Below are 26316 nucleotides of genomic sequence, written 5' to 3'. Positions count from 1 at the left end.
CGAGGAAGAAGGGGACCACGTGCTGAGTCGGCTGCGCAACTCCCCCTGGGTGCGGTGGGCGCTGGTGCTGCTGGTGTGCGTGTGCGCGGGGTGGGCCCTGTGGGCCAACTGGGCGCAGGCGCGCGAGGCGGCCGCGTCGCTGCCGCTGTGGGCGCTGCCCGCGGCGGTGCTGGCGGGCATGGCGGGTCTGACCGCGCAGATGCTCGCCTGGCGGGCTCTGCTGGCCGGGATGGGCTCTCCCCTGCCCCGCCGGGCGGCGGCCCGGGTGATGTTCGTGGGACAGCTCGGCAAGTACCTGCCGGGCTCCGTGTGGGCCTTCGTGGCGCAGGTGGAACTGGCCCGCGACTGGCGGGTGCCGCGGTCGCGCGGCGCGGCGGCGACCCTGCTCGCGGTGGCGGTGACGGTCGCGGTGAGCCTGGCGGTGGCCGGGGTGGCCCTGCCGCTGTCGTCGGCGGAGGCGGCCCGGCGCTGGTGGTGGGCGCTGGCGCTGGCGCCGCTGCTGCTCGCCGCGCTGCACCCGCGCGTGGTGGGCTGGGGCATCCGGCTGGCGGCCCGTCCGTTCGCGCGGTTCCGGGAGGTGGCCGAGGCCGGACCCCTGGAGGTGCGGGGCCGGGCGGTGGCCGCCTCGGTGGGGTGGACCCTGGTGGCGTGGGTTCCGCTGGGGCTGCACGTGTGGGTGTTGGTCTGCGGCGTGGGCGGCGACCCCCTGCGGTCGCTGGGGCCGGCGGTGGGCGCGTACGCGTTGGCGTGGACGCTCGGTCTGCTGGTGGTGTTCGCCCCGGCCGGGCTGGGGGTGCGCGAGGCGGTCCTGGTGGTGGCGCTGGCCCCGGTGGTGGACGCCGGTGCCGCGCTGGTGGTGGCGGTGCTCTCGCGTCTGGTGATGACGGTGGCGGACGTGGGCTGGGCGGGCCTGTCGGTACTGCTGTCCGGGCGGGCCGCCCCGGCGGCCGGGCCGGTGCCCGAGCCGAGGGCCTGAGAGCACCGGGAGCGGCCGGGACGCGCTGCCGCCGGTGGGCTGGGGAGAGCGGAGCGGCCGGGCCCGCGACGGCGGACGGTGACCACCGTCACACGGCGATGGCTCGGAATCGCGCGAACCCTCTTCGGGGGATCGGGCTACTACCGGTGTGAGACCACCCCCGAGACCACGCCACGCGATGGGATCCCCCATGACAGCTGGCGCCTCCCGGGCCACCGCGCCCGAGGGCTCTGAACCCGACGCGGACGTCATCCTGCGCTCACTGGAGGAGCCGGCACTGTTCGGCGAGATCTTCCGCCGCCACGCGCCCGCCCTGCACCGCTACGTCGCCCGTCGCCTGGGAAGCCGGGACGCCGACGACGTGGTGGCCGAGACCTTCCACACCGCTTTCCGCAAGCGCCACCGCTACGACCCCGACCGGCCCGATGCCCGGCCCTGGCTGTGGCGGATCGCCGCCAACCTCGTGCGCCGCCACCACCGTTCCGAGACGCGCCAGTACCGGGCCCTGGCCCGGACCGGCGTGGACCCCGTCATGGAGGGCTTCGCCGACCGCGCCGCGGAACGCGTGGACGCCACCTCGCTCTCGACCAGCCTGGCCGCGGCCCTGGCCAGGCTCTCCAAGGGCGACCGGGACGTACTGCTGCTGGTCGCCTGGGGAGAGCTGACCTACGAGGAGACCGCCCTGGTCCTCGGTATCCCGTTGGGCACCGTGCGCTCCCGGCTGCATCGGGCGCGTGCCCGGGTGCGCGCCTCGCTCGCCGCGACCGCCACGTCCGCCAAGGAGGAGACCCGGTGAACGAGCTCGACCACCTGCGCCGCCTGAGGGCGGACGTCCCCGAAGCCGCTCCGGAGGAACTGGCCCTGCGCACGGGCTGGCGCCCGGGCGGTTCGGAACGCGCGCCCCGCGCCCGGCCGGTGAACCCGCTCCTCCCCCTGGCGCTGTCCGGAGGGGCCCTGCTCGTCGCGGCCGCGGTGTTCGCCTTCCTCGTCCTGTTTCCCGCCGGGGGCCCGGACACAGTCGTCGCGGGCCCCGCCGACGAGTCCTCCGAGGAGGAGGACCGGGGCGGTGACCGCACGGCGGCGGAGGTCATGGCCCCCGTGATCGAGGCCGCGCGTTCCGGGGCGCCCGACGGCCCGGTCTGGTACGAGCGCGTCGTCTACGGCAACGCCCTGGGCGTGGGGCCCGAGGGCGACCGCTACGGGGTGTACGCACTGCACACCCTAGAGAACTGGACGGACATGGAGCGGGAGTCCGCCGTGGGCCGTGCGGTGTCGGCGGACTGGGCGCTGATGGCCGAGGACGACCGGGAGGCGTGGGAACGGGACGGCTCCCCCACCCGCTGGACCGGGGTGAGCGGTTCCCTGAGCGGGGAGGTCCCCGAGACCGGCGGTGTCTACGGTGTGCTGAACGGACCCCGGTCCCCCGACTTCCCCCTGGGAACACAGAACCTGACCGTGGAACAGCTCCGGCGGCTGCCCTCCGATCCCGCGGAACTGGCGGAAATGCTGCGGACGGGCTACCGCGGCCCGGGCTCGCAGCACGAGGCCGAACCCGTCCGGTCCGTGCTGCCCTACCCGCTGCCGCCCGACGTGCGGGCGGGCGTGTACGCCGTGCTCGCGGACATCCCCGGCGTCCGCGTGCTCGAGGGGGTGACCGACGTCTCCGGGCGGACCGCCGTGGGTGTGGCCTACGACGTCGACAGGGGCGATCTGGGCAGTTCCGAACACCGGATCCTCCTCGATCCGCGGACGGGACTTCCGCTCTCCGTCGAGGAGGCCGTGGTGGAGCCCGCGGCCGCGGACGCCGACTGGGCCGAGCCCGGTGACGTGCTCCGCTACTGGCTGTACGAGTCCATCGGCTGGACCGAGGAGTGGCCCCAGTAGTCCGGGGCTCCGTTCCCGAGCCCCTCCCCGGGCTCCGTGCCCGGGGAGGGGCTCAGGCCCCCAGCAGCCGTTCGGTGTAGGCCCGCCAGTAGGGCTCGGGGTCCACCGGCCGGACCCCGGCGCGCAGCCGCTCGGGCTCGCCGGGCGCGTAGAGGGCCTTCAGCGCGCGGGCCAGGTCCGCGGCGTCTCCCGGCGCGCACAGCAGCCCGTCGACTCCCTCCCGCACATGGTCGGGGAGGGTCCCGGCGCGGGTGGCCACCACCGGCACTCCGTGCTCGTGCGCCAGCCACACGTTCTGGGTGGCGGTGGCGGTCCGGTAGGGCAGCACCACGGCGTCCGCGGCGGCGAACAGCTCCGGCAGCCGGTCGGCGGGCACGTAGCCGTCCCGCAGGCGCACCCGGTCGGCGATCCCGAGTTCCCCGGCCAGGGCCGCCAGCTCCCCGGTACCGCCCCAGAACTCCCCGGCCACGGTGAGCGTGACGTCCTCGGGCGCGCCCTCGGCCAGGGCCCGCAGCAGCAGGTCGACCCCCTTGTAGGGGCGCACGATGCCCAGGAAGAGCAGGTGCCGCCGCTCCCCCGGCACCGGGTCGGCGGCCCCACCGGTCTCGGGCAGGTGCGGGGGCATCGGAGCGACCACCGCGTCCCCCCGGCCCGGTCCCCGCAGCCCCCCGGCCAGGCGGGCCTGCTCGGGCGAGTGCGTGACCACCCCGTCCACCCGGCGCAGCAGGGCGCGCACCAGGGACACGTCCACGGCCCGCCGCTCGTGGGGCAGCACGTTGTGGCACAGCGCCACGACCCGCGCGCCCGCACGCCGCCGGGACCGCACGCCCGCGAGGACGCCGAGGTAGGCGGGCACCTGCACGGGCGAGAACAGGGTGAGCACCACCAGGTCGGCCTCGCGCGCCAGCATCCGCCCGGTCCGCCACCACCCGTCGGGCCGGTACCAGGCCAGCTCGTGGCGGGTATCGGGGTAGGGCTCGCCCTCAGGGTCCTCGATGGTCTGCCGTCCCGGGTAGAGGGCCGCCGGGTACTGCGCCCGCCAGGACTCCACGACCGTGGGGTGGCCGAGCGCCCGCAGCCGGTGGGCGAGTTCGGTGGTGTGCCGGGCGCCGCCGCCCTTGTAGGGGTGTGCGGGTCCCACCAGGGCGACCCGGGTGGCGCCGTCCCCGCTCACGCGCCCTCCCGGGAGCGCACGATCAGGTCGGCCAGCAGCGCGATCGCGGCGATGATCAGCCCGGTCATGAGGATCATGACGGTGTTGTTGGGGATGTACAGGGGGTTGCGCACCTGGTCGAAGACGAACTTGGCCGCGCCGAGGCCGAGCAGTACCAGGGCGGGCGGCATCAGCACCTTGAGCGGGTTGAAGTACATCACCATGCGCAGCACCTGGAGGATGTACCGGTAGGCGTCACTGACGAAGTGGAACTTGGACTTCCCCGCCCGCTTGGCGTACTCGATCGGCACGTACCTGACGGGGTGCTGGTTGGACAGGAAGGCCAGCGTGATGGTGGTGACGCAGGAGAACCCGGGCGGCAGCAGCCGCAGGTAGGGGCGTGCGACATCGCGGCGGAACACCCGCAGCCCGGAGTTCAGGTCGGGGATGCGGGTGTTGGTGAGGCGCTCGGCGATCTTGCGGATGACCCACTTGGCGGGGACCCGCAGCGCCTTGTGGCTGCCCATCTCCTGGGTGCGCGCGCCCACGACCTGGTCGATCCCCGGGTCGGCGTCGAGCATGGCGACCAGCTCGGGGATGCGCTCGTTGGGGTAGCTCATGTCCGCGTCGGTCCACACGACGAACTCGCCCCGGGCCCGCTGGCTCCCGATCCGGCGCACGGTGCCCGAACCGCCGTTGTGCCCGAAGGCGATCACGCGCATGTGCGGGTGGAGGCCCTCCGCGTCCCGCAGCCGGGCCAGGGTGTCGTCGGTGGAGGCGTCGTCCACGGCCAGCAGCTCGTAGGTGTAGTCGGACCCGTCCATGGCGGCGCAGATCCGCTTGACCTCGTCGAGGACGTGGTCCTCCTCGTTGTAGCAGGGCAGCACGATGGTCACGCGGACCGGTGGTTCCTCGGCGTGCTGGTCGCGTGTGTCGCTCATGGGTTCCTTCTCGGCGGGTTCGGGGACGGCGGAGGGGCCGGGGTCAGGGCCGGGCGGGGAGGACGGACACCCACACGCTTCCGGTGAAGGCCCAGGAGCCGGTCGGCGGCTCCATGAGGGTACTCGGGTCCATCCGGGCGATGACGTGGAAGGGCCGCTCGGGCTCCGCCGCGCCCCCGGTGAGGTGGTCCAGCAGCTCCCACTGCTCGGCTGCGAGCACGGCGTCCCGGCCGCGCTCGTGGATCTCGGCGACGACGCGGTCCACGTCCTCGGGGGTGGGTTCGTTCATGGCGGCGGTGGGCACGCCGCAGACGTTGCGCAGCAGCGGCATGTAGTTGCTGGCCATCCCGGAGTCGACCACGACCACCGAGGCGTCCTCGGGCAGCGCGGCGCACAGTCGGTGGGTGGCCGCGACCGTGCCCACGTCCTGCCGGTAGCCCATGATGCCCGCGGCCGAGGTCGCCGCGGTCGGCGCGACCATCGCGGCCACGGCCACGGCGCCGACCGCGACGGGCAGCCCGCGGGCCGCGACCGTGCGGCCGCCCGGGACGGTGCAGTAGCGGGTGAACCTGGCCACGAACCAGACCGCGAACAGGACGAACGCCGGGATGACCAGCACGATCAGGCGCCTGCTGGCCCAGGGGTGGTCCGGGGTGATGGCGGGGCGCAGCAGGGTGGTGGCCACCGTCCACACCAGCAGCATGGCGGGCAGCAGCCACTGCGGGTCCCGCCGCTGGACGAGGCGGCGCAGTACGAGGGCGACGCCGAGCGAGGCGAACAGGACGGTGGACAGGCCCACGTACCAGCCCACCCAGTACAGGCTCATGTCGTAGTAGGTGCGGCTGCCCTCGATGGGCCACAGGCCCTCGCGCTCCTGGACGTAGGCCACCCAGCCGTCGGTGAAGTCGCTGCCGTGGCCGTAGTCGGGCCACAGCAGCGGCCGGACCGCGAACAGGACCATGGCGAGCAGGGCGAGCGCGGCCACCGTGTTGGGCAGCCAGCGGACGCGCTCGGCGTGCGGGATCCCGTACCGCCACAGGGCGGCGGTGGCCGCGACCGTGAGCGCCAGGACCGCGGCGCTGATCAGCAGCAGGGGGTTCAGTGAGTCGGACAGGTAGTCCAGGTAGGGCCTGGAGAGGCCGTAGCCCGCGTACAGGCCGAGGCCGACCCCGGCGGCCAGGCCGCCGAGCATCGGCAGGGCCTGCCCGCGCCGGGCGAGCAGCAGCAGGCCGACGAAGCCCACCACGGGCAGCAGGTCGCGGAGCGCGTCGATGCGCACCACCAGGGCCAGGCCGAACACCAGGCCCGCCGAGACGGCCAGCGTGTGCGCGGCCGACCACCGCTCGCGCGGGCCGGTGCGTCGCGCGAGGGCGTCGTAGGCCAGGATCAGACCGCCCAGCAGGAGGATCTGGGTGAGCGGCTCGCTGTAGGTGAAGCGGCTGACCCACTGCTGGGGCAGGCACAGGGCCAGGACGAGGGCTCCCAGCGGGGCCCAGCGCGCCCCGACCAGGCGGGCGGTGAGCCCGGCGAAGGTGAGCACGCCCAGGGCGCCCAGGAAGGGGGTGGTGACGAGCATGCCGTCGAGCCCGCCCAGCCAGTAGCCGATCGAGGTCACCAGCGGCGCCCCGGCCATGAACTGGGGCCAGATCACGTCGCCGCGCTCGTAGTGGGCCAGGCTCTGGTAGCTGAGCGAGGGGTCGTCGCCCGCGATGAGTTCGCGCTGCTGGGGGATGGGCAGGTACCCGTTCTCGGCGATCCACGCGGTGTACATGGCGTAGGAGGCCGGGTCGCGGCGGATGACGAGTGCCTCGGCGTGGTAGGCGACCTGCACGACCGCGAAGGCGGCCGTGACCGCCAGGACCAGGACCACCGGCCACCAGGGCACGTCCTCGTCCGGGTCGGGGATGAGCCGGGGGAGCAGCGCGCAGGCCGCGACCACGGCGGGCACCCCGAGGACGGCTGCCGTCAGCGGGGTGAGGGCGCCCAGGGCCAGGAGCGGGAAGCCCACCAGGAGCCAGGCCGAGACGGCGATCGCGGGGAGCGCGGTGACACGGGCGAGGAACCGTCCGGGAAGCAAGCGCATGAGGTAACTGTGGCAGTTCCCGGCAGAGGCCGCACACGCCGTGGCACTCCGAGCACGACGCCCGAAAGCCTGTTCTCCCTGATCAGGCCGGGAGGAAAACCGTAATGTCACCGTTTCGTCGCGAGTGCGCCCGCCTGTCCGCGCGGCGGCCGCCGCGCCCCGGCCGCCGCCCCGGGCAGCCCCTAGAGTGGCGGTCATGTCTGAAACTCCCGCGCGGCTGTGGCGCGCCCTGGTCTCCACCGACCCCTCCCGACCGTTCGTGACCTCCTACGACGCCTCGGGCGGCCGGGTGGAGCTGTCCCGGGCCACCTTCGACAACTGGGTGTCCAAGACCTCGAACATGCTGGTGGACGGGCTCGGCGTCCAGCCGGACGACCGGGTCGTGATCGCGCTGCCGTTGCACTGGCAGTCGATGGTGTGGCTGGTCTCGTGCTGGTCGGTGGGGGCCGTGGCGGAGTTCGCCGCCGAGGAGGTGCCCGGGGGCGCCCAGGTCGCGGTGGCCGACGCCGACCGCCTGACGGCGGCCCTGGACAGCGGCGCCGAGGAGGTGGTGGGGACCTCCCTGCACCCGCTCGGACTGCCGCTGGCCGAGGTGCCCCCCATGGTCCTGGACTACTCGACCGAGGTGCGCGGGTACGGCGACCACTTCTCCCCGTACCCGATCGACCCCGGCGCGTCCGCTCTGCTCGGCCCGGAACCGCGCACCGGCGCGGCCCTGGTCGAGGGGGCCCGCGAACGCGCGGAGCGCTGGGAGCTGACCGAAGCGGACCGCCTGGGCGTGTTCGTCGAGCCCGACGCGCCCGTCTCCCGGCTCGGCTCGGGGGCGGAGCTGCTGCTGGCCCCCGTCGCGGCCGGGGCTCCGATCGTGCTGTCCCCGACGGCCTCGGTCGGGGAGGAGGCCCTGCTCAAGCGGGCCGAGGCGGAGCGGGTGACCGTCGGGGCGGACCTCAGCGAGCCGCCCCTGTCCGCGGGGGTCCCCTTCCGCCTGGTGGGTCCGGGCTGAGTCCGATCCGGGACGGAACCGGCCGCGCCCTTCCTCGGCCCGCGCGGGCGGCCGCGCCCCGGGGAGGCGGCGCGGCGCGGCGGGTCCTACCCCTCCCGGTAGTAGGCGTCCAGCACGGTGCGCTCGCGGCGCTCCTCGTCGTAGGTGTAGACCTCGCGGCCCTCGACGAACACGCGCAGGGCCCGGCTCATCACGTCCAGCGGGTCGCCCGACCACACCACCACGTCGCCGTCCAGCCCCGGCCGCAGCGCGCCGACCCGGTCGGCGATGCCCATGATCTCGGCGGGGTTGACGGTGAGCGCGCGGATCGCGGACGCGGGGTCCATGCCCTCCTTGACGCACAGGGTGGCCTGGTGGACCAGGAACTCGATCGGCACGACCGGGTGGTCGGTGGTCAGGGCGACCCTGACCCCCGCACGGTCCAGGATGCCCGGGTTGGCCAGGGTCTTGTTGTTGACCTCGACCTTGGAGCGGTTGGTCATGAGCGGACCGCTGATGACGGGGACGCCGCGCGCGGCGATCTCGTCGGCGAGCAGGTGGCCCTCGGTGCAGTGGTTGATGACCAGCCGGTAGCCGAACTCGTCGGCCAGGCGCAGCGCGGTGTGGATGTCGTCGGCGCGGTGCACGTGCTGGCACCAGGGCAGTTCTCCGTCCAGGACCCTGACCAGGACCTCCAGCGTGTTGTCACGTTCGAAGGGCGTCCCCTCCGAGGCCGCGTGCTCGCGCCGGGCCCGGTAGTCCTGCGCCCTGGTGAAGGCGTCGCGGATGACCGCGGCCACCCCCTGGCGGGTGGAGGGGAGCTTGTCCTTGTTGCCGTAGACCCGCTTGGGGTTCTCGCCCAGGGCGCTCTTGACGCTGGTCGGGTGCTTGATGAGCCGGTCCTCCATACTGCGGCCCCAGCACTTGATCGCCACGGTCTGGCCGCCGATGGGGTTGCCCGAGCCGGGTTTGACGACCGAGCTGGTGACGCCCCCGGACAGGGCGTCGGCGAACCCCCGGTCGGCCGGGTTGACGGCGTCCAGAGCGCGCATGCGGGCCCCGTTGGGGTCGGTCATCTCGTTGGTGTCGTCACCGGCCCAGCCGATCCCCTCCTCGTCGATGCCGATGTGGCCGTGGGCCTCCACGAAGCCGGGGAGCACCCACTTCCCGGACGCGTCGACGACGGTGGCGCCCTCGGGGACCGCCACGTCGGAGTCCGCGCCGACCGCGGCGATCCTGCCGTCGGTGATGAGGACGGTGCCTCCGTCGATGGGGTCTCCGTCGACGGGCACGACGTATCCGGATGTGATCGCGATATCCATGGCGGGCAACCTAGCCCATCCCGGGGCACTCCCCAAGACCGGCGGGGGCTCTCGGCGGTCTACCCCTCGGGCCAGCGCGCGGTCAGCAGCGAGGAGTCCGGGGTGAGCTCCACCGTGGCGTCCTCGATGGCCTCGCGCACCATGGCGCAGCGGCCCACCTGTTCGGGGTCGGCGGTGAGGTCGCCGCCCTCGGCCGCGAACGCGTACACCATGCTGGGGCGGTCGGCGAATTCCATCATCCGGAAGGCGCCGCCCAAGCCCGGGTGGTGCGGGGTCTGCTCGGGGATCACGCCCATGGTGACGATGCCCGCCTCGATCAGGTCGGCGAGGAAGTCCCGCTGGGCGTTGAGGACGGCCGCCCCGCCCTGGGGGCGCTGCAGGGCCGACTCGTTGAGGACCACCCGCAGCACGGGTCCGTCCGGCCCGGTCATCGCCGCCCGGTTGGCCATCTCCTCCTCGACCATCACCTCGACCTCGTCCGCGGACAGGTCGGGGTGGCGCGGGCGCAGGACGGCCCGCGAGTACTCGCGGGTGCGCAGGAACACCGGAACCGCCATGGGCTGGTGCTCCCACAGGTGGGTGGCGTGCACCCCCAGCTCCCTCTGGTCGCCGAACTCGTTGGGGAAGGCCTCCGCCTGCAGGGTGATCGCCCACGCGTCGACCAGCTGGTGGTCGGTGCCCAGGGCGTTGTCGACGCGTTCGACCAGCGAGCGCGCGGGGCGGCAGCGGGCGCTCTCCACCTCGCGGAGCTTGTCCGCGCTGACCCCCACCGTCTCGGCGAGCTCGGCGCGTGAGAGCCCCCGGTCGGAGCGCGCGCGCAGTATCCGCGCGGCGAAGGGGAGCCACATCGCTGACGGCAGTGCAGTGTTCACTCCCAAAACCTCCTCCGTCGCCCGACGGACCGGCATGTCCGCGGGTCTCGGCGTCCCGGACCCGTCGCCACCGTTCCCATGACCCTCTCCCGTGCCGGGGCCCGTGGTCAAGCGACAGGACGGGTGCGGCGATCCGTGGTAAGTCATTGACGCATCATGGAAAGAGCCGACGGCTCCGTCCGGGGACCGCACGGGCCCGGGACGGCCGCGGCCGCTTCCCCGGCTCCCGCCCGGACGCGTGGTTCCCATCATGCCCGCGGACGGCGCCCACGATCCCGCGATTGGACACTCCCGTTGGCCTACCTCGCCCTCCTGCTCGCCGTGGTCTCACTCGGCATCTGGGTGTACGCCCTGTTCGACGTGGTCGGCTCCGACGCCGGCTCCGTCCGGTTGCTGCCCAAGCCCGTCTGGACCGTGGTCGTCCTGCTGCTGCCCAAGTTCGGGGCGCTGCTCTGGTTCGCCCTGGGGCGTCCGCGGCGCGCTCCCGCGCTGAGCGCCCCGGCGGGCCCTCCCCCGCCCTTCCCCGAGTACGACCACCCGCACCGGGCCCGCGCCGCCAGCCCCGAGGAGGACGAGGAGTTCCTCCGCCGCTGCCGTGAGCGGGCCGAGGAGCAGCGGCGGCGCGCCCGCGAGGCCCAGGAGCGGGAGGAGCGCGCCAGACGCGAGCGCGAGGCCCGGGAGGACGGCGGGGAGGCCGGGGACTCCGGGTGAGCTCCCCTGCGGCGCGGCAGCCCGCGGCCTCCGAGTACCCTGTGTGCCGCCCAGTCACGCACCCCTCACGTCCGGAAGTTGGACCCATGAAGCGCCTCACCCTCCCGGCGGCGGCCCTCCTGGCCTGCACCGCCCTGCTCGCCACCTCCGCCTGCGCGAACGGCGCCGACCCCGACGAGGACGCTCCCGGCGACGGCGCGGCCTCCCCGACCGACGGCCCCGAGCAGTCCGGGGGCCCGGCCGACATCGACGTCAGCGACGTCGAGGGGGCCACCCTGCACACCAGCGAGGGCGACATCGAGGTGGAGCTGTTCCCGGAGGAGGCCCCGACCACGGTGGCCAACTTCGTGGGCCTGGCCGAGGGCGAGGGCGCGCCCAACCCGGTGACGGGCGAGGCGGAGTTCTACGACGGCACCGTGTTCCACCGGGTGATCGACGGGTTCATGATCCAGGGCGGCGACCCCGAGGGCACCGGTGCGGGCGGCCCGGGCTACAACTTCGAGGACGAGGTCGGAACCGGCCGCGCGTTCGACGAGCCGGGTGTGCTGGCCATGGCCAACCGCGGCGGCGGCACGGCCACCAACGGCTCGCAGTTCTTCATCACCGTCGAGGCGACCCCGCACCTGAACGAGCAGCACACGATCTTCGGGCACGTCGCGGACGAGGAGTCCATGGCGGTGGTGGAGGGGATCGCCAAGGTGGAGACCGACGCCAACGACCGCCCGGTACAGGACGTGGTCCTGGAGTCGGTGACGGTCCACCGGGCCGGGTAGGCGCCGGGCCGCGGGTCAGTGGCGGCGCTTGGCCCGGGCCGCGCGGGCGCGCTCCACGGCTGGTCCGATCGCCATCGCGAAGGCCGCGACGTCCTCTCGGGTGGAGGTGCGCCCCAGCGACAGCCGCAGGCTGCTGAGCGCGGTGTCGGGGTCGGCGCCCATCTCCAGCAGCACGTGGCTGGGCTGGGCCACCCCGGCCGAACAGGCCGACCCGGTCGAACAGGAGATGCCCTTGGCGTCCAGGAGCATCAGGAGGGCGTCGCCCTCGCAGCCGGGGAAGGACAGGTGCGAGATCCCCGGCAGCCGGTGCTCCGGGTCCCCGTTGACGACCACGTCGGGGACCGCCTCGCGGACCCGCTCCTCCAGCTCGTCGCGCAGGGCCGCCAGGTGCTTGGCGTGCTCCTCGCGCTCGGCGACCGCCAGGTGGACGGCGGTGGCCAGGCCGCGCAGGAGCGGCGGCGCCAGGGTGCCCGAGCGGATGTCGCGCTCCTGCCCGCCGCCGTGCAGGACCGGCACCGGGGCCAGGCCGCGCGCGACCAGCAGCGCGCCCGCGCCCACCGGGCCGCCGAGCTTGTGGCCGGTGACCGTCAGGGCGCTCACCCCGCTCGCGGCGAAGTCGACGGGTTCGGCGCCCACGGCCTGCACCGCGTCGGTGTGGAAGGGGATGCCGTACTCGGCGGCGACGGCGGCGAGCTCGGCCACCGGCTGCACCGTGCCCACCTCGTTGTTGGCCCACATCACCGACACCAGGGCGACGGAGTCCGGTCCCGCCCCGCCCTCGACCGCCTCCCGCAGCGACGCCGGGCTCACCCGGCCCGCGGCGTCCACGGGCAGCTTCTCGTGGACCGCGCCCTGGTGCTCGGCCATCCAGTGGGCGGGGTCCAGGGCGGCGTGGTGCTCGATGGCGCTGGTGAGGATCCTGGGCCTGCGCGGCGCGGTGTCGCCGGCGTTGCGGGCCCAGTACAGCCCCTTGAGGGCGATGTTGTTCGACTCGGTGCCGCCGCCGGTGAAGACCACCTCGTGCGGGGTGCAGCCGAGCGCCCCGGCGACGCGCTCGCGGGCCTCCTCGACCGTGCGGCGGGCGGCGCGCCCGTGGCCGTGCAGGGACGACGGGTTGCCGAGGGCGCCGAGCTCGGCCGCCACGTCGGCGACCACCTCGGGGCGGATCTCGGTCGTGGCTGCGTGATCCAGATACACCATGGCCTCCCAAGGATACGTCCGTCCCGGATCGTCCGGACTTCGCTCCCCCGCACGGGTCGCCCCCAGCCCCCGGCTCCTCCCCTGGACTCCCCCCGGTCCCGATAACCTTGGATACATGCCTGACTCCGCGTCCCCGCAGCCCGCCCGTCCCACCGGTTCCGCCACCTCCGCGCCCTCCGGCCACTGGCCCGCGCCCACCGCGCGGGGGCCGGTGCGCGCCCGGATCGGCCTGCCGGGGTCCAAGTCGATGACCAACCGCGCCCTGGTCCTGGCCGCGCTGTCGGAGACGCCCTGCCTGGTGCGGCGCCCCCTGGTCAGCCGGGACAGCGAGCTGATGGCCGGCGCCCTGCGCGCCCTGGGCGCGGCGGTCGCCCCGGCGGAGGGCTCCGGCGGGTCCGGGGACCTGCTGGTCACCCCCGCGCCACTGCGCGGCCCGGCCTCGGTCGACGTGGGCAACGCGGGCACGGTGATGCGGTTCGTACCGCCGCTGGCCGCGCTGGCCTCGGGCACCGTGGACTTCGACGGCGACCCGCGCGCCCGGGAGCGGCCCGTGGGCGAGCTCCTCAACGCCCTGCGGGCGCTGGGCGCGCGGATCGACGACGGCGGCCGGGGCGCCCTGCCCATGACCATCCACGGCACCGGTGCCGTGCGCGGCGGCGAGGTCACCCTGGACGCCTCCGGCTCCTCGCAGTTCGTCTCGGCCCTGTTGTTGAGCGGCGCCCGCTTCACCGAGGGCGTGCACGTGCGCCACTCCGGTCCCCCCGTGCCCTCCCAGCCGCACCTGGACATGACCGTGGAGATGCTGCGGGCGGCCGGGGTGGCGGTGACCACGGGCGAGAACTCCTGGCGGGTCGAGCCGGGGCCGGTCAAGGTCAGCGACATCACCGTCGAACCCGACCTGTCCAACGCCGCGCCCTTCCTCGCGGCCGCCCTGGTCAGCGGCGGCGAGGTCACCGTCGAGGGCTGGCCGGAGCACACCACCCAGGCCGGCGACGCCCTGCGCTCGCTGTTCACCCGCATGGGCGGGGAGGTGTCCCGCTCGCCGGAGGGGCTCACCCTGCGCGGCACCGGGCGGATCCTGGGCATCGAGGCCGACCTGCGCGACGTCGGCGAGCTGACCCCCACCATCGCCGCCGTGGCCGCCCTGGCCGCCACGCCCTCCCGGCTGACCGGCATCGCGCACCTGCGCCGCCACGAGACCGACCGCATCGCCGCACTGGCCGCCGAGATCAACCGGCTGGGCGGCGAGGCCGAGGAGCTCCCCGACGGGCTCGTCATCACACCGCGCCCCCTGCGCGGCGGGGTCTTCCACTCCTACGACGACCACCGGATGGCCACCTCCGGCGCGGTGATCGGGCTCGCGGTGCCCGGGGTGGAGGTGGAGAACATCGCCACCACGCGCAAGACCCTGCCCGACTTCCCCGGCCTGTGGGCGGAGGTCCTGGCATGAGCCGCACGCGGGGCGGGGGACGCCACCTGGACGAGGACGACATCCGCGTACGCGCCCGGGGCGGGTCCCGACCCCGCACCCGCAACCGGCCCAAGCACGAGAACGCCGTGGAGGGCATGGTCACGGCCGTGGACCGGGGCCGGTACCGCTGCCTGGTCCGGGGGGTGCCCGTGGTGGCGATGAAGGCCCGCGAGCTCGGCCGCGGCTCGATCGTGGTCGGTGACCGGGTCGACCTGGTGGGCGACCTGTCCGGCAGACCCGACACCCTGGCCCGGATCGTCCGGGTCCGGGAACGCGAGTCCGTGCTGCGGCGCACCGCCGACGACACCGACCCGGTCGAGCGGGTGATCGTGGCCAACGCCGACCAGCTGGCCATCGTCTGCGCGCTCGCCGACCCCGCCCCGCAGCCGCGCTTCGTGGACCGCTGCCTGGTGGCCGCCTACGACGCCGGGCTGGACCCGCTCCTGTGCCTGACCAAGGCCGACCTGGCCAGCCCGGACGAGCTCCTGCGCGTGTACGAGCCCCTGGGCCTGCCCTACCAGGTGCTCAGCCCCGAGGGCGACCTCACCGGCCTGCGCGCCCGGCTGGCGGGCCGCACCACCGTCCTCGTCGGCTCCTCCGGGGTCGGCAAGTCCACCCTGGTCAACCGGCTCGTGCCGGGTACCGACCGGGCCGTGGGCCACGTCAACGCGGTCACCGGCCGGGGCCGCCACACCTCCACCTCCGCCGCCGCGCTGCCCTTCGAGGGCGGTTGGCTCATCGATACCCCGGGCGTGCGCAGTTTCGGCCTGGCGCACATCGACCCGGAGGAGATCGTCGAGGGCTTCCCCGACCTGGCCGAGGCCGCCGAGGACTGCCCGGCCGGCTGTTCACACCAGCCCGACGCCTCCGACTGCGCGATCCAGGCGGCCCTGGACCGCGGCGAGCTGGACCCGGACCGGGTGGCCTCGCTGCGCCGCCTGCTGGCCAGCCGCGAGGGCGGGGACGAGGAGTAGGCCCGGTCCGTGCGCGACAACGACAGGGCCGTGGGCTCGCTCGCGGGCGGGACGGTCAGCCTCATGGTCATCGCGAGCGTGGGCCCGATGATGTGGCGGGACCGCGGCGGCCCCGAGCTCACGCTCCTGCCCTGGCTGCTCACGGGCCTGGCCGGGGTCGTGCTCCTGTTCCAGCTCTGGTACCTGGTACGGCTGCTCAGGCGTCGCCGGGCGTCGGGCGCGCACGGGGCGAAGCGGCGGCTGTTCCGGAAGCCGCCTCCTCCGCGCCGATGACGTGCTCGCGCCCCCAGTCGCCCAGGGGCTCCAGCGCCTCGTTCAGCGACCTGCCGCGCGCGGTCAGGGAGTACTCCACCCGGGGCGGCACCTCGCCGAAGTCCTCGCGGTGCACGATCCCGTCCGCCTCCAGCTCGCGCAGGTGCGCGGCCAGGACCTTCTCGGTGACGCCGCCGAGCATCCGGCGCGGTTCACCGAAGCGGCGCGGCCGCTCCTCCAGGGCCCACAGGACGAGGACCTTCCATCTGCCCCCGATGACGTCCATCGCGGCGTCGATACCGCAGTGGTAAGCGCCGGGCCTGCGCACGACCGCCATCGCCGTCCCTCCCACCCGCACGCTCACCCCGGAGTAAGCGCCCACTCCGAAGTGCGTACTTGTCCGTACTCCCCAGCGGTACGAGCCTAGTCGGTATGACCGACGACACCGTGAACAGCACCCGCCTCTCCCTGCTCGGCCTGGGGGACATGGGCACCGCCCTCGCCCGCGCCTGGCTCGCCGCCGGGTACCCGCCGACCGTCTGGAACCGGACCCCCGCCCGCGCCGAACCCCTGGCCGCCGAGGGCGCGGTGGTCGCCGCCACGGCCGCGGAGGCGGTCGCGGCCAGCCCGCTCGTGGTCACCTGCCTCCTGGACGACGCGTCCGTCGGTGCGGCGCTCGACGGCACCGACCTGGCGGGCCGGGACCTGGTCAACGTCACCACCAGCACCCCGGAACAGGCCAGGGCGCGGGCCGCGTGGGCGCGGAAGCGGGTTGCCCGCTTCCTCAGCGGGGGCGTCATGGCGGTTCCGCCCATGGTCGGCCGCCCCGCCTCGGGCGGCTACGTGTTCTACGGCGGCTCCCCCGAGGCCTTCCGCGAGCACGAGGCCGTCCTCGGAGCGGCCGTCGGCGCCCGCTTCGTCGGCGCGGACCCCGGGCTGGCCGACCTGCACGACGTGGCGCTGCTCAGCGCGATGAGCGGCATGTTCGCCGGGATCACGCACGCCTTCGCCCTGGTCCGGAACGAGGAGGTGCCCCTGAAGGACTTCGCCGCCCTGCTCTCGGAGTGGCTCGTCGCGATGCTCGCGAGCGTGCCGGAGACCGCCGAACGCCTGGAGACGGGGGACTACACCACGGGCGTGGTCTCCAACCTGGCCATGCAGGCGCGGGGCAACCAGACCCTGCTTCGCACCGCCGAGGAGCAGGGGGTGAGCACCGAACTCCTGGCCCCGTACGCGCGGCTCATGGAGCGCCGCCTGGCCCGGGGCCACGGCGACGAGGACGGCACGGGGCTCGTCGACCTGCTGACCCGCCCCACCGCCTGAACACCGTGCCGGGGAACCCCGCCCTCACACCTCGACGGTGCCGCCGCAGCGCCAGTACCGGGTGCGGTCGTGCTCCATGAACCCCTCGTCGAGCAGGCCGCGGCGCAGCACCGACACGTTGGCGCTGAAGTCCCGCAGGACCGCGTTGACCTCGGCCTCGCTGTAGCGGACCCCGGGTTCGAAGGCGCGGGCGACCTGGTCGAGCAGGACCAGCCGGGCGGGACGGCGCACCGGTATCGCGGTGATCCGCCCGTCCGGCATGTAGGCTCGCAGCACCTTTTGGCGCTCGCGCTCGGTCAGCGATCCGTCCAGCACGCCCGCCACCCCTTCTCAGCGGCCGACCAGCAGCATCCCGTGCACCACCGTCTCGACCCGGCGCGCGGCCTCGTCCGGGTCGATCGGCTGCAGCGAGTACGACACCGTCAGGCGCAGCGCGACGTCGGCGGCGGCCTCGGCCTCCGAGGCGGGCAGGTCGGGACAGCGCTCGGCGAGCAGGGCGGTGATGCGCTCACCCAGGACCTCCAGCAGGGGCTCCGAGCGCGTGGTCAGCACGGGGAGCAGTTCGTGGTCCCCGGTGACCACCGCGCGCAACAGCGGGTTGTCCCGGGCCGACAGCAGCACCAGGAGGGTGGCCCGGCTCACCGCGTGCGGCGGGTCCTCGCCCTCCTCCTCCAGGAGGCGCACCACCCTGTCCAGCAGCGCGTTGACCTCACGCACCACCACGGCCTGGAGCAGGCCCTCCTTGCTGCCGAACACGTTGTACAGGGTCTGCCGGGACACGTGGGCGACCGCGGCGATGTCCGCCATGCGCCGGTCGGCCCACCCGCCGGAGACGACCTCGGCGTAGGCGGCGTCCATCAACCGCTCCCGTACCGGGACGCCCTCGGCGCGCCTCTGTCCGTTCACGGTGTCCATGCCCTCCATCCTCGCATCCGCCGCCGCGGGCGGCACCCCCGCGACCGGTCGGTACGCAACTAACACTCTGGTCACGCGCGGGTTCTGCTTTGGCCATGTTCGTGCCCGGGAGGGTAGCGTTACCGCTCATGGCGTCCTTTGACGATGATCTGCGGCTGGCCCACGTGCTCGCCGACGCTGCCGACGACCTCGCGCTCAAGCGCTTCCGGGCGCTGGACCTGGTGGTCGACACCAAGCCCGACCTCACCCCCGTCACCGAGGCCGACCGGATGGTCGAGGAGACGCTGCGCGGTGTGCTCTCCCGCGCCCGGCCGCGCGACGCCGTGGTGGGCGAGGAGTACGGCCGGACCGGCAACAGCAACCGGGTGTGGGTCATCGATCCCATCGACGGCACCAAGAACTACGTGCGGGGCGTCCCGGTGTGGGCCACCCTGATCGCCCTGCTGGAGGGCGACCGCCCCGTGGTGGGCGTCGTGTCGGCCCCGGCGCTGCACCGGCGCTGGTGGGCCTCCAAGGGCGGCGGCACCTGGCAGGGCCGCAGCCTGTCCAAGGCCTCGCGGTGCTACGTGTCGAAGGTCTCGGAGCTGTCGGACGCCTCGCTGAGCTTCTCCTCGCTGACCGGCTGGGAGGAGCAGGGCCGCCTGGACTCCTTCCTCGGGCTGACCCGGTCGGTCTGGCGCACCCGCGCCTACGGCGACTTCTGGTCGCACGTGATGGTCGCGGAGGGCGTCGTGGACATCTCCGCCGAGCCGGAGCTGTCGCTGTGGGACGCCGCTCCGCTGCCGATCATCCTGGAGGAGGCGGGCGGGCGGGCCACCAGCCTGCGCGGCGGGGGCTTCGAGGACGGCGGACCGCTCGTGTGCACCAACGGCGTACTGCACGACCAGGCGCTGACCTGGCTCAACGGCGGGCCCACCCCCCTGCGGCGGAGCTGAGCCCCGCCCTTTTCTCACTTTCAGTGCACTAATCGATACTCCGAGTAGTATCGTGCGACGTGTGCTGACCACGAAAACCGCCTCCGTGTGCGTCACGGCCGTACTGCTGCTCACCGCCTGCGGCGGCGGCCACGAGCACAGCCCCGAGCGGCTCGCCGAGATGATCGCCGAGGGCGTGCGCACGTCCGTCCAGGGCGGGGCCCCCGGCCTCGGCCTCCCCGACACCGCCTTCGACCCGTCCAGGTACACGTGCGTCCCCCCGGTGGAGGCCCCGGGCACCGACCCCTGGCGGACGGAGGCGCCGCGATCGGAGGCGGACGGCTCGGTCGAACTGGGCGTCCTGGTGCCCGAGGGCACGGACACCACCTCGGTGACGGCGTCCGTCACCGGCCCCGGCGGGGAGGGGGCCACCGCCACGGCGACGGCCGTTCCGGGTGAGTGGACCCGGATCGGCTACCCCGACGACTTCGCGGAGGCCCCGGACTCCCCCGCCGCCGGAACGCACACGGTGATCTGGTCGGACGGCGACTCGGGCGCCCCGCTCACGTGTGACGACTTCGAGTCGGACTGACCGCACGGGAAATCCGGTCAGCCGAAAGTGAACCGGAGCGGCTCTTCCCCGCGATGAACCTGTCGAAACCCCGCCACCCCCGCGGGTACCCCGGCGCCCTTCCGGCGGCCGGACATCACAGACATCACGGGAAGGGGCCGAATGCTGCGTTCCCTCACAGCCGGGATCGTTCTGGCCTTCGCCGGTTCACGGGCCAACATCGCCCGGACCATCCTGTCCTGCGCGGGCATCGTGGTCGGTGTCGGCGCCCTGATCATGGTGGTCAGCGCCAGCGACTTCGGCCAGCGTTTCGCCACCGCCTACAGCGAGGCCAACGCGGGCCGGCCGGCGACCCTGCGGGTCGACGTGTCCGGGCAGGTCACCGACCGCGCCGCCTTCGAGGAGGACCTGGTCCGCGCGGGCGGACAGGACGTCTCGCTCTACCACATGCCCCTGCGACAGCCCCTGATGCGCTCCGGCGACGCCTTGGTCGACTACGTGGAGTTCGTCGGGGTGGACGCCGCCCTGGGCGACATCCGGCGGCTGAACATGGCCCGGGGCCGCTGGTTCACCGAGGCCGACACGGCGTCGCTGGCCCCGGTCATGGTGGTCAACGAGGACCTCGCCGGAGCGCTCGGCGACCTCACGAGCGTCCAGGTCGGCAGCGACCGGTGGATGGACGTGCGGGTCGTCGGCGTCCTGGAGGGCTCGGCCCTGGACTTCGGCTACTACAGCGCCTACATACTGCGCTCCCCCGCCTCCGAGGAGCTGCTCTTCGGCGAGGCCCCCGGCACCGGGGAGGAGGAGGCGGAGGACATGTTCTCCATGGGCTCCCAGACCACCTACCAGGTGCGCATCGACCCCGCGGACCCCGCCGCGCAGGACCCCTGGGGCGAGGTCTACCGGGACCGGCTGGCCTCGGTGTCCTGGCGCTGGGGCGTCGAGGGCGAGGACAGCATCATGGCCTACCGCACGGACTACGGCGAGGAGATCGGCACCGTCATCACCTACATGTCCTGGGGCCTGATGGGCATCGCCGCCATCACCCTGACCACCGGCCTGCTCGGCGTGCTCAACGTGGGCCTGGTCACCGTGCGCGAGCGCCGACGCGAGCTGGCCACCTACCGCGCCCTGGGCGCGAGCCGGTTCACCCTGTTCGTCGCCGTGGTCATGGAGTCGGTCGTGGTCTCGCTGGTGGCCGGGCTCATCGCCCTGGCCGCGTGCTGGGCCGTGCTGGCCGCGGGCTCGGCGGTGATCGTCCGGTTCGTGTCCCTGCCCGCCGACGTCGCCCTGAACATCCCCCCGACCGGAGTGCTCGTCGGCCTGGGCAGCGCCGCGCTGGTCGGACTGCTCGCCGGAATCATCCCCGCGATGCGCGCGCTGAGCGCGTCCGTCGTCGCCGGCCTCCGGGAATAGGAGAGATCACGTGAAGAAGTGGATCATCATCGGCGCCGCCCTGGTGCTGGCCCTCGCCCTGGTCGGATCCGGCTACCTGCTGGTGTCGCGACTGGGCGGCCCCGGTGTGGAGGACCCCGGCCTCCAGGAGGCGGCCCTGGACGTGGGCGGCGTCCCCGTCGAGGTGGAACTGGGCGAGATCAGCTCCCTGATGGTGCTGGACGCCACCGTGCGGGCCGAACCCGGTGAGCCGGTCAGGGCCCGCAACGGCGGAACGGTGGCCCACCTGTGGGTGGCCGACGGCGCCGAGGTCGAACGGGGCGCTCCGATCGTCAACGTCAAGGTTCCCGACGAGTCCGGGCCCGTCGCCGGGGAGGACGGCGAGGCCCCGGCTGCCCCCGCGACCACGGAGGTCACCCTGTACGCGCCCGCGGACGGCGCGGTGTCGGGGCTGGAGGACGTGCTGGTGGGCGACGTCCTGGAGCCGGGGGCGGTGGTGGCCACAGTCTCCCCGGAGGAGTTCCGCGCCGTCGCCCCGATCCCCGCCAACGACCTCTACCGCTTCTACGAGGATCCGCGGGACATCATGCTCCAGATCGACAAGGGGCCGCCCGCCGCCGAGTGCGCCTTCCTGTCGCTGGGCCCGGCCGAGGGCGGCGCGGAGGCGCCCGCGGAGGAGGGCGGCGGCGCCGGCGGGGGCGCTGGCGGCGGCGCCGAGCTGGCCTGCCGGGTCCCCGCCGACCTGGAGGTCTTCGACGGGGTCCAGGGCAAGCTGTCGGTCAGCACCGGATCGGCCACGAACGTCGTGGTCGTGCCGGTGACCGCCGTGCGCGGCAGCGCCGAGTCCGGCGAGGTCGTGGTGGTGGCCTCCGACGGCACCCAGGAGGCGCGCGAGGTCGGGCTCGGGGTGTCGGACGGCTCGTTCGTCGAGGTCACCGAGGGCCTGAGCGTCGGTGAGCAGGTCCTGGACCCGGTTCCGCTCGACCCCCGCTTCGACGTCCCCGGAGCCCAGGACCCCGGAGAGGAGTTCCCCGACGAGGAGTTCGTGGAGGACGGGGAGTACGTGGAGGGGGAGGGCTAGATGTCCGTCGACACGGCGGCTCCCCGGACCCGCTCCCCCCGTCCCGGCCCCGGTACCGGCCCCCTGCTGCGCGTGGAGGGGGTGACCCGGCACTTCACGGTGTCGGGGACCCGGATCGACGTCCTGCACGACTGCACGTTCCAGGTGGAGCGCGGCGAGGTCGTGGCGGTGGTCGGCCAGTCCGGTTCGGGCAAGTCCACCCTGCTCAACGTCCTGGGCCTGCTCGACCGGCCCAGCGGCGGCTCCTACGTCTTCGACGGCGTGGACACCACCCGTCTGGGCGAGGGGCCGCGCTCCCGCCTGCGCGGGGAGGGCATCGGCTTCGTGTTCCAGCAGTTCCACCTGCTGGAACGGCGGACCGCCCTGGCCAACGTGGGCGTGCCGATGGTGCTCGCGGGGGTGCCGGTGCTGCGCCGCAGGGCCCGGGCCCGCGAACTGCTGGAGGCCGTGGGACTGGGGCACCGGCTGCACTCGCAGCCGCACCAGCTCTCCGGCGGTGAGCAGCAGCGTGTGGCCCTGGCCCGGGCGCTGAGCCGCCAACCCGCCCTCATCCTGGCCGACGAGCCCACGGGCGCCCTGGACGCCGCCAGCAGCACCGTGATCATGGACCAGCTGCTGGAGCAGGCCCGGATCCGCGACGCCGCGGTGGTCGTGGTGACCCACGACCCCAAGGTGGCCGCGCGGACCGACCGCGTGGTGGAGCTGGTGGAGGGCCGCACCCGCTGAGCGGGTGTGCCGCCGGGGAGGACCGGGCGGCACACCCCCGGGAGGACCGGGACACGAAAAAACACCGGGTGCCGTGGCACCCGGTGTTTCCTTGGTAGCGGGGACAGGATTTGAACCTGCGACCTCTGGGTTATGAGCCCAGCGAGCTACCGAACTGCTCCACCCCGCGTCGTTGTGCTCTTATTCTAGGGGCTTTCACCCCCGGGGAGCAAATCGGTTATTCCGAAGAATAATCGGAGAGCGTCTCCCCTGTGGACCGCCGGTTTCCCGGACCGTCCTCAGCCACCCTACCAGGGCCGGAGCCCCGCTCCGGCCGTCCGAACGCGGGAAAGGCGTCCATACGGCCGGGGAAAATGGCCAAAACCAACGGACCCGGGATTTCTCCCGGGTCCGGGTCTGGTAGCGGGGACAGGATTTGAACCTGCGACCTCTGGGTTATGAGCCCAGCGAGCTACCGAACTGCTCCACCCCGCGTCGTTGTGTCTCCAGAGTAGCGCGCTTTCCACGGGAACCCAAATCAACGGGCTGGCACCCGGTGTGCCCGCCTCACGCGCGGGCGGGGGAGGCGGGCACGAGGGGCCCGGAGCACGGGCGGGCGGGACCGGCCCGGCCCCGCCCGCCCCGCGCCGTGAACGCCGGACTACTCGTTCATCTGCTCCTCGAGGGCCTCCAGGGCCTCACGCAGGCGGTCGTTGGCCTCCTGGTTCGACTCCTGGGCCTCCTCCCAGGCCTCGACGGCCTCGTTGAGCGCGTCGGTGAGGTCCTGGTCACCGCCGCCCTCCTGGTCGCCGGCCCCGGCCTCCTCCTCGGGCTCCTGCGGGGTCTCCTCCGGAGTCTCCTCGGGGGCCACGGCCTCCCCGTCGAAGAGGTTGCTGAGCGCGTCCGGCAGGTTGTTGCCGATCGCGACCTCCTCGCCGAAGCCGACCATGACCTGCTGCAGCAGCGGGAAGGAGGCGGCTCCGCCGCCGCCGGCCTGCACGTACAGCGGCTCGACGTAGAGCAGGCCGCCCGCGAACGGCAGCGTGAGCAGGTTGCCCCGCGTCACCTCGGCGTTGGACTGCTCCAGCGGCAGCAGCACCTCGCGGACGTCGGCGTCGGCGTCGAAGGCGTTCTGCACCTGGCCGGGGCCGAAGATCACCGTGCTCCGGGGCAGCTCCAGCAGCTTGAGCTTGCCGTAGTCCTCCGAGCGCGGGTCGCTGTCCACCGCCATGAAGGCCGCCAGGTTCTCCCTCCCCCGGGGCACGAACGTGCTGGTCAGCGAGAAGGTGGCCTCTTCTTCGCCCGGGTAGTGGATGGTCTGGCGGTAGGGCGGCTCGGGGTTGTCGGTCCCCCCGGTCGGGTCCGTGGGAATGGTCCAGAAGTCCTGACCGCCGTAGTAGGCGGCGGCGTCGGTCACGTGGTACTGGCGCATGATCTCGCGCTGCACCTTGAACAGGTCGTCCGGGTAGCGCAGGTGGTCGACGAGCTCGTCGCTCATCTGGTCCTTGTCCTGGACGACCCCGGGGAAGGCGCCCATCCAGGTCCGCAGGACGGGGTCCTCCTCGTCCCAGGCGTACAGGGTGACGGTGCCGTCGTAGGCGTCGACGGTGGCCTTCACCGAGTTCCGGATGTAGTTGACCTCGTTGCCCGGGATCGCGCCGACCTGCTGGATGGCGCCGTCGGTGAAGGTGTCGGTCACCGCCTGGGTGAAGTCGATCCGGTTCGCGTACGGGTAGCCGTTGGAGGTGGTGTAGGCGTCCACGATCCACACGATCTTGCCGTCGACGACCGCCGGGTAGGGGCGGCTGTCCACGGTCAGGAACGGGGCGACCTTCTCCACGCGGTTCAGCGGGTCGCGCTCGTAGAGGATGCGCGAGTCGCTGTTGATGGCGCTGTTGAGCAGGATGTTCGGTTCCTGGTACTTGATCGCGTACAGGATCCGGTCGAAGAAGCCGCTGAGCTGCACGCCCCCGCTGCCCTCGTAGCGGTTGTAGGCCTGCGAGCCGCCGCTCTCCTCGGTGCCCTCCTCGGTCGGGGCCCCGCCGTCGGTCTGCTCGGCGTTCTCCTCGTCGGCCGACTGCTGCTCGGCGTCGGCCGGGGCCCGCGCCTCGTCCGGGCTCGGGCTGATCTCGGGGTCGACGGCGTCCTCCGGGGTGGGGACGTCCTCGGTGGTGTCCTCGGCGTCGAGGGGGTAGTCGTACTCCTCCTCCGCCTGGACGATGACGTAGTCCGCGCCCTCGCGGCCGTAGTAGACGCGCGGCTCGTACTCGCCGACCACGTCGCTCAGCTCACCGCGCGGCGGGATGTTGTACTCGGTGAAGACCGGTCGGCCCTCGGCGTCGATCTGGGTGCCCGCGGCGGCGACCATGCCGTAGCCGTGGGTGTAGATCAGGTGCCGGTTGAGCCAGTTGTTCTGGTCCGAGGGGGGTCCGTCCAGCTCTCGGACGGCCACGATCGTGTCGATCAGGTTGCCCTCGGAGTCCGGGTAGCGGTCGACCTCCAGCACGTCGGGGAACTGGTAGAAGCCGCGGACCTGCTGCATCTGCTGGAAGGTCTGCGAGACCACGGAGGGGTCGGCCAGGCGCACCGTGGTGCCCTGGGACTCCTCCACCAGGTCCTGCGCGCTGAGCTCGGTGGTGGCGTCGTAGGCCTGCACCTCGGCGTCGGCGATGTCGTAGGCCTGGCGCGTGTACTCGATGTTGCGCTCGATGTAGGGGCTCTCCAGGCGCTGCTCGTTCGGGCTGACCTGGAAGCGCTGGACGATCTCGGGGTAGGCGACGCCGACCAGTACCGCGGACAGCAGCAGCAGACCGAGGCTGGCCATGGGGACCATGGTGTTCTTGAAGTAGATGTTGGCGAAGAACAGCACGGCGCAGATGACCGAGATGACCGTGAGGATCAGCAGCGCGGTCTTGACCGCGTTCACGTCGGTGTACGAGGCGCCGAAGGTGTAGCCGCGCTCGGAGAAGACCAGGCCGTAGCGGTCCAGCCAGTAGGAGCCGGCGCGCAGCAGCACGAACAGGCCCAGCAGCACCGACAGGTGCACGCGGGCCGCGGGGGTGGCGCGCTGGCCGGAGTCGTTCTGCAGGCGGACGCCGCCGTACAGGTAGTGCACGATCACCGCGGCGATGAAGGCCAGGATGACGGCCGCGTACACGTAGCCGAGCAGGATGCGCAGGAACGGGTAGGTGAACGCGAAGAAGGCGACGTCCATGCCGAACTCGGGGTCGTTGACCCCGAACTCGACGCTGTTCATGAACTGCAGGTAGGAACGCCAGTCACCGCTGGCCGCGGCTCCGGCCAGGAGGGCGAGGGCGCCCACGGCGATCCAGAAGAACAGTTTGCGGTGCGGGTCGATGGACTGGCGGTAGCGGTCCAGGCCCTGCTGTTCCAGGCTCATCGGCCGGACACCGGGCCGGGAGCGGTAGGCGAAGAAGATGCTCGCGCCGACGATGACGGCCATGACCAGGCCGGCGACGGCGAACAGCAGCACGCGGGTCCACAGCTGGGTCAGGAAGACCGATGTGTAACCGGTGGAGCCGAACCACTTGTAGTCGGTCCAGAAGTTCGCGGCGAGCATCAGCCCCGCGATGATCACGACCACGGTCGCCGCGACTGGCGCGAGCAACCTTGATCGGCGAGGCATACGCGCAGGTGGTGCGCCGGGCGATCGGAAGCTCACGCCTCCCCCTCGGTTGGCTTGGTTGGTGCGTAACGGTGCGCGTGTGGCGCTCTATTACTGAGAACTTAAACGGTTGCCGTCGGGTTCCCGAAACCGCCCTCTCACGGATGACAAGGCTGCATCGTTGCCGTATCGG

Annotated in this window: 25 protein-coding genes and 2 tRNA genes; 15 read left to right on the top strand and 12 right to left on the bottom strand. The window is 73.3% G+C overall.

Translation table 11 applies throughout. The annotated features are described in order from the left end of the window. Nucleotides 1-19: 19 nt before the first annotated feature. The 3 genes from FYW95_RS15400 to FYW95_RS15390 all read left to right on the top strand — a co-directional run bounded on the left by FYW95_RS15400 (nucleotide 20) and on the right by FYW95_RS15390 (nucleotide 2860). Nucleotides 20-976: a lysylphosphatidylglycerol synthase domain-containing protein gene (locus tag FYW95_RS15400; RefSeq protein WP_159940554.1), complete on the top strand. Its 957-nt coding sequence runs from the start codon at nucleotides 20-22 to the stop codon at nucleotides 974-976. 190 nt (nucleotides 977-1166) lie between these two features. Continuing rightward, nucleotides 1167-1772, top strand: a complete 606-nt coding sequence (locus FYW95_RS15395; protein ID WP_159940552.1) for an RNA polymerase sigma factor — start codon at nucleotides 1167-1169, stop codon at nucleotides 1770-1772. After that, nucleotides 1769-2860 carry a CU044_5270 family protein gene (locus tag FYW95_RS15390; RefSeq protein ID WP_159940550.1) on the top strand — a complete coding sequence of 364 codons (1092 nt, stop codon included), beginning with the start codon at nucleotides 1769-1771 and terminating at the stop codon, nucleotides 2858-2860. The genes FYW95_RS15395 and FYW95_RS15390 overlap by 4 nt, the downstream gene beginning before the upstream one ends. A gap of 52 nt (nucleotides 2861-2912) precedes the next feature. Here FYW95_RS15390 and FYW95_RS15385 read toward each other — a convergent pair whose 3' ends face one another. The 3 genes from FYW95_RS15385 to FYW95_RS15375 are packed head-to-tail and all read right to left on the bottom strand — an operon-like array spanning nucleotide 2913 to nucleotide 7037. Next, entirely contained in the window at nucleotides 2913-4034 is a 1122-nt protein-coding gene (locus FYW95_RS15385; protein ID WP_160050442.1) for a glycosyltransferase family 4 protein, read from the bottom strand. Continuing rightward, nucleotides 4031-4954 carry a glycosyltransferase family 2 protein gene (locus FYW95_RS15380; RefSeq protein ID WP_159940546.1) on the bottom strand — a complete coding sequence of 308 codons (924 nt, stop codon included), beginning with the start codon at nucleotides 4952-4954 and terminating at the stop codon, nucleotides 4031-4033. Before FYW95_RS15380 ends, FYW95_RS15385 begins: the two co-directional genes overlap by 4 nt. Nucleotides 4955-4997: 43 nt before the next feature. After that, nucleotides 4998-7037, bottom strand: a complete 2040-nt coding sequence (locus tag FYW95_RS15375) for a hypothetical protein (RefSeq protein WP_159940544.1) — start codon at nucleotides 7035-7037, stop codon at nucleotides 4998-5000. Between the two features lie 196 nt (nucleotides 7038-7233). Here FYW95_RS15375 and FYW95_RS15370 point away from each other — a divergent pair, with 196 nt between their 5' ends. Next, nucleotides 7234-8040, top strand: coding sequence for a TIGR03089 family protein (locus tag FYW95_RS15370; RefSeq protein WP_159940542.1), 807 nt, complete (start codon nucleotides 7234-7236; stop codon nucleotides 8038-8040). An 86-nt stretch (nucleotides 8041-8126) separates the two neighbouring features. Here the strand turns inward: FYW95_RS15370 and FYW95_RS15365 are convergent, their stop codons facing one another. Both FYW95_RS15365 and FYW95_RS15360 read right to left on the bottom strand, forming a co-directional pair. After that, entirely contained in the window at nucleotides 8127-9341 is a 1215-nt protein-coding gene (locus FYW95_RS15365; protein WP_159940540.1) for an amidohydrolase, read from the bottom strand. Nucleotides 9342-9400: 59 nt separating this feature from the next. Continuing rightward, on the bottom strand, nucleotides 9401-10213 hold the full coding sequence (locus FYW95_RS15360; RefSeq protein WP_159940538.1) for a helix-turn-helix domain-containing protein: 813 nt from the start codon (nucleotides 10211-10213) through the stop codon (nucleotides 9401-9403). 294 nt (nucleotides 10214-10507) lie between these two features. Here FYW95_RS15360 and FYW95_RS15355 point away from each other — a divergent pair, with 294 nt between their 5' ends. Together FYW95_RS15355 and FYW95_RS15350 are read left to right on the top strand one after the other, a co-directional pair. Beyond that, nucleotides 10508-10924 (top strand): PLD nuclease N-terminal domain-containing protein, encoded by a 417-nt coding sequence (locus tag FYW95_RS15355; protein WP_159940536.1) that lies wholly within the window; start codon nucleotides 10508-10510, stop codon nucleotides 10922-10924. A gap of 86 nt (nucleotides 10925-11010) precedes the next feature. Then, nucleotides 11011-11697 (top strand): peptidylprolyl isomerase, encoded by a 687-nt coding sequence (locus FYW95_RS15350; RefSeq protein ID WP_159940534.1) that lies wholly within the window; start codon nucleotides 11011-11013, stop codon nucleotides 11695-11697. Between the two features lie 15 nt (nucleotides 11698-11712). Here the strand turns inward: FYW95_RS15350 and FYW95_RS15345 are convergent, their stop codons facing one another. Next, entirely contained in the window at nucleotides 11713-12897 is a 1185-nt protein-coding gene (locus FYW95_RS15345; RefSeq protein WP_159940532.1) for a cysteine desulfurase family protein, read from the bottom strand. A gap of 115 nt (nucleotides 12898-13012) precedes the next feature. Between FYW95_RS15345 and aroA the strand changes: the two genes are divergently transcribed. Genes aroA through FYW95_RS15330 form a run of 3 tightly spaced genes read left to right on the top strand, consistent with a single transcriptional unit; the run spans nucleotide 13013 to nucleotide 15615 of the window. Continuing rightward, nucleotides 13013-14347, top strand: a complete 1335-nt coding sequence (aroA, locus tag FYW95_RS15340) for a 3-phosphoshikimate 1-carboxyvinyltransferase (RefSeq protein WP_159940530.1) — start codon at nucleotides 13013-13015, stop codon at nucleotides 14345-14347. Next, on the top strand, nucleotides 14344-15342 hold the full coding sequence (rsgA, locus tag FYW95_RS15335) for a ribosome small subunit-dependent GTPase A (protein WP_159940528.1): 999 nt from the start codon (nucleotides 14344-14346) through the stop codon (nucleotides 15340-15342). The genes aroA and rsgA overlap by 4 nt, the downstream gene beginning before the upstream one ends. Nucleotides 15343-15351: 9 nt before the next feature. After that, a complete protein-coding gene (locus tag FYW95_RS15330) occupies nucleotides 15352-15615 on the top strand; it encodes a hypothetical protein (RefSeq protein ID WP_159940526.1) in 264 nt (87 codons plus the stop codon). On the opposite strand, the gene FYW95_RS15325 is transcribed toward FYW95_RS15330, so the two are convergent. Then, nucleotides 15539-15931, bottom strand: a complete 393-nt coding sequence (locus FYW95_RS15325) for a winged helix-turn-helix transcriptional regulator (protein WP_160050448.1) — start codon at nucleotides 15929-15931, stop codon at nucleotides 15539-15541. The two genes, FYW95_RS15330 and FYW95_RS15325, sit on opposite strands and share 77 nt — an antisense overlap. Before the next feature lie 95 nt (nucleotides 15932-16026). On the opposite strand from FYW95_RS15325, the gene FYW95_RS15320 reads away from it, so the two are divergent. Beyond that, a complete protein-coding gene (locus FYW95_RS15320; protein WP_160050441.1) occupies nucleotides 16027-16917 on the top strand; it encodes an NAD(P)-dependent oxidoreductase in 891 nt (296 codons plus the stop codon). A 24-nt stretch (nucleotides 16918-16941) separates the two neighbouring features. Here the strand turns inward: FYW95_RS15320 and FYW95_RS15315 are convergent, their stop codons facing one another. Both FYW95_RS15315 and FYW95_RS15310 read right to left on the bottom strand, forming a co-directional pair. Beyond that, the gene (locus tag FYW95_RS15315) at nucleotides 16942-17232 is read right to left on the bottom strand and encodes a DUF2087 domain-containing protein (protein WP_159940522.1); all 291 of its coding nucleotides are present in this window, start codon (nucleotides 17230-17232) and stop codon (nucleotides 16942-16944) included. 15 nt (nucleotides 17233-17247) lie between these two features. After that, on the bottom strand, nucleotides 17248-17832 hold the full coding sequence (locus FYW95_RS15310; protein ID WP_159940520.1) for a TetR/AcrR family transcriptional regulator: 585 nt from the start codon (nucleotides 17830-17832) through the stop codon (nucleotides 17248-17250). A 128-nt stretch (nucleotides 17833-17960) separates the two neighbouring features. On the opposite strand from FYW95_RS15310, the gene hisN reads away from it, so the two are divergent. The 5 genes from hisN to FYW95_RS15285 all read left to right on the top strand — a co-directional run bounded on the left by hisN (nucleotide 17961) and on the right by FYW95_RS15285 (nucleotide 22519). Then, entirely contained in the window at nucleotides 17961-18767 is an 807-nt protein-coding gene (hisN, locus tag FYW95_RS15305; RefSeq protein ID WP_159940518.1) for a histidinol-phosphatase, read from the top strand. Nucleotides 18768-18828: 61 nt separating this feature from the next. Then, the gene (locus tag FYW95_RS15300) at nucleotides 18829-19338 is read left to right on the top strand and encodes a hypothetical protein (RefSeq protein ID WP_159940516.1); all 510 of its coding nucleotides are present in this window, start codon (nucleotides 18829-18831) and stop codon (nucleotides 19336-19338) included. Between the two features lie 141 nt (nucleotides 19339-19479). Continuing rightward, the gene (locus tag FYW95_RS15295) at nucleotides 19480-20733 is read left to right on the top strand and encodes an ABC transporter permease (protein ID WP_159940514.1); all 1254 of its coding nucleotides are present in this window, start codon (nucleotides 19480-19482) and stop codon (nucleotides 20731-20733) included. 10 nt (nucleotides 20734-20743) lie between these two features. Further along, nucleotides 20744-21793, top strand: a complete 1050-nt coding sequence (locus FYW95_RS15290; RefSeq protein WP_159940512.1) for a permuted SH3 domain-containing protein — start codon at nucleotides 20744-20746, stop codon at nucleotides 21791-21793. After that, nucleotides 21794-22519 (top strand): ABC transporter ATP-binding protein, encoded by a 726-nt coding sequence (locus tag FYW95_RS15285; RefSeq protein ID WP_159940510.1) that lies wholly within the window; start codon nucleotides 21794-21796, stop codon nucleotides 22517-22519. A gap of 92 nt (nucleotides 22520-22611) precedes the next feature. Here the strand turns inward: FYW95_RS15285 and FYW95_RS15280 are convergent. The 3 genes from FYW95_RS15280 to FYW95_RS15270 all read right to left on the bottom strand — a co-directional run bounded on the left by FYW95_RS15280 (nucleotide 22612) and on the right by FYW95_RS15270 (nucleotide 26144). Next, nucleotides 22612-22688: transfer RNA gene (locus tag FYW95_RS15280), tRNA-Met, on the bottom strand. A gap of 228 nt (nucleotides 22689-22916) precedes the next feature. Then, a tRNA-Met gene (locus FYW95_RS15275) sits at nucleotides 22917-22993 on the bottom strand. A gap of 166 nt (nucleotides 22994-23159) precedes the next feature. After that, complete coding sequence (locus FYW95_RS15270; protein WP_255459312.1) at nucleotides 23160-26144, bottom strand: UPF0182 family membrane protein; 2985 nt, start codon at nucleotides 26142-26144, stop codon at nucleotides 23160-23162. Nucleotides 26145-26316 lie beyond the last annotated feature (172 nt).

Origin of the sequence: Nocardiopsis sp. FR4 (assembly GCF_009830945.1) — a bacterium.
Taxonomy (GTDB): Bacteria; Actinomycetota; Actinomycetes; order Streptosporangiales; family Streptosporangiaceae; genus Nocardiopsis.
The sequence above is the reverse complement of the archived record's forward strand: the minus strand, read 5'-3'. Positions and strand labels throughout refer to the sequence as shown.

Excerpts from the sequence above, each read along its gene's own strand:
- FYW95_RS15370 (WP_159940542.1), top strand. The coding sequence starts at position 7,234 with ATGTCTGAAACTCCCGCGCGGCTGTGGCGCGCCCTGGTCTCCACCGAC.
- FYW95_RS15285 (WP_159940510.1), top strand. The coding sequence starts at position 21,794 with ATGTCCGTCGACACGGCGGCTCCCCGGACCCGCTCCCCCCGTCCCGGC.
- FYW95_RS15270 (WP_255459312.1), bottom strand. The coding sequence starts at position 26,144 with ATGCCTCGCCGATCAAGGTTGCTCGCGCCAGTCGCGGCGACCGTGGTC.
- FYW95_RS15350 (WP_159940534.1), top strand. The coding sequence starts at position 11,011 with ATGAAGCGCCTCACCCTCCCGGCGGCGGCCCTCCTGGCCTGCACCGCC.
- FYW95_RS15375 (WP_159940544.1), bottom strand. The coding sequence starts at position 7,037 with ATGCGCTTGCTTCCCGGACGGTTCCTCGCCCGTGTCACCGCGCTCCCC.
- FYW95_RS15395 (WP_159940552.1), top strand. The coding sequence starts at position 1,167 with ATGACAGCTGGCGCCTCCCGGGCCACCGCGCCCGAGGGCTCTGAACCC.
- rsgA (WP_159940528.1), top strand. The coding sequence starts at position 14,344 with ATGAGCCGCACGCGGGGCGGGGGACGCCACCTGGACGAGGACGACATC.
- FYW95_RS15295 (WP_159940514.1), top strand. The coding sequence starts at position 19,480 with ATGCTGCGTTCCCTCACAGCCGGGATCGTTCTGGCCTTCGCCGGTTCA.
- FYW95_RS15310 (WP_159940520.1), bottom strand. The coding sequence starts at position 17,832 with ATGGACACCGTGAACGGACAGAGGCGCGCCGAGGGCGTCCCGGTACGG.
- FYW95_RS15325 (WP_160050448.1), bottom strand. The coding sequence starts at position 15,931 with ATGGCGGTCGTGCGCAGGCCCGGCGCTTACCACTGCGGTATCGACGCC.
- aroA (WP_159940530.1), top strand. The coding sequence starts at position 13,013 with ATGCCTGACTCCGCGTCCCCGCAGCCCGCCCGTCCCACCGGTTCCGCC.
- FYW95_RS15320 (WP_160050441.1), top strand. The coding sequence starts at position 16,027 with ATGACCGACGACACCGTGAACAGCACCCGCCTCTCCCTGCTCGGCCTG.
- hisN (WP_159940518.1), top strand. The coding sequence starts at position 17,961 with ATGGCGTCCTTTGACGATGATCTGCGGCTGGCCCACGTGCTCGCCGAC.
- FYW95_RS15365 (WP_159940540.1), bottom strand. The coding sequence starts at position 9,341 with ATGGATATCGCGATCACATCCGGATACGTCGTGCCCGTCGACGGAGAC.
- FYW95_RS15345 (WP_159940532.1), bottom strand. The coding sequence starts at position 12,897 with ATGGTGTATCTGGATCACGCAGCCACGACCGAGATCCGCCCCGAGGTG.
- FYW95_RS15380 (WP_159940546.1), bottom strand. The coding sequence starts at position 4,954 with ATGAGCGACACACGCGACCAGCACGCCGAGGAACCACCGGTCCGCGTG.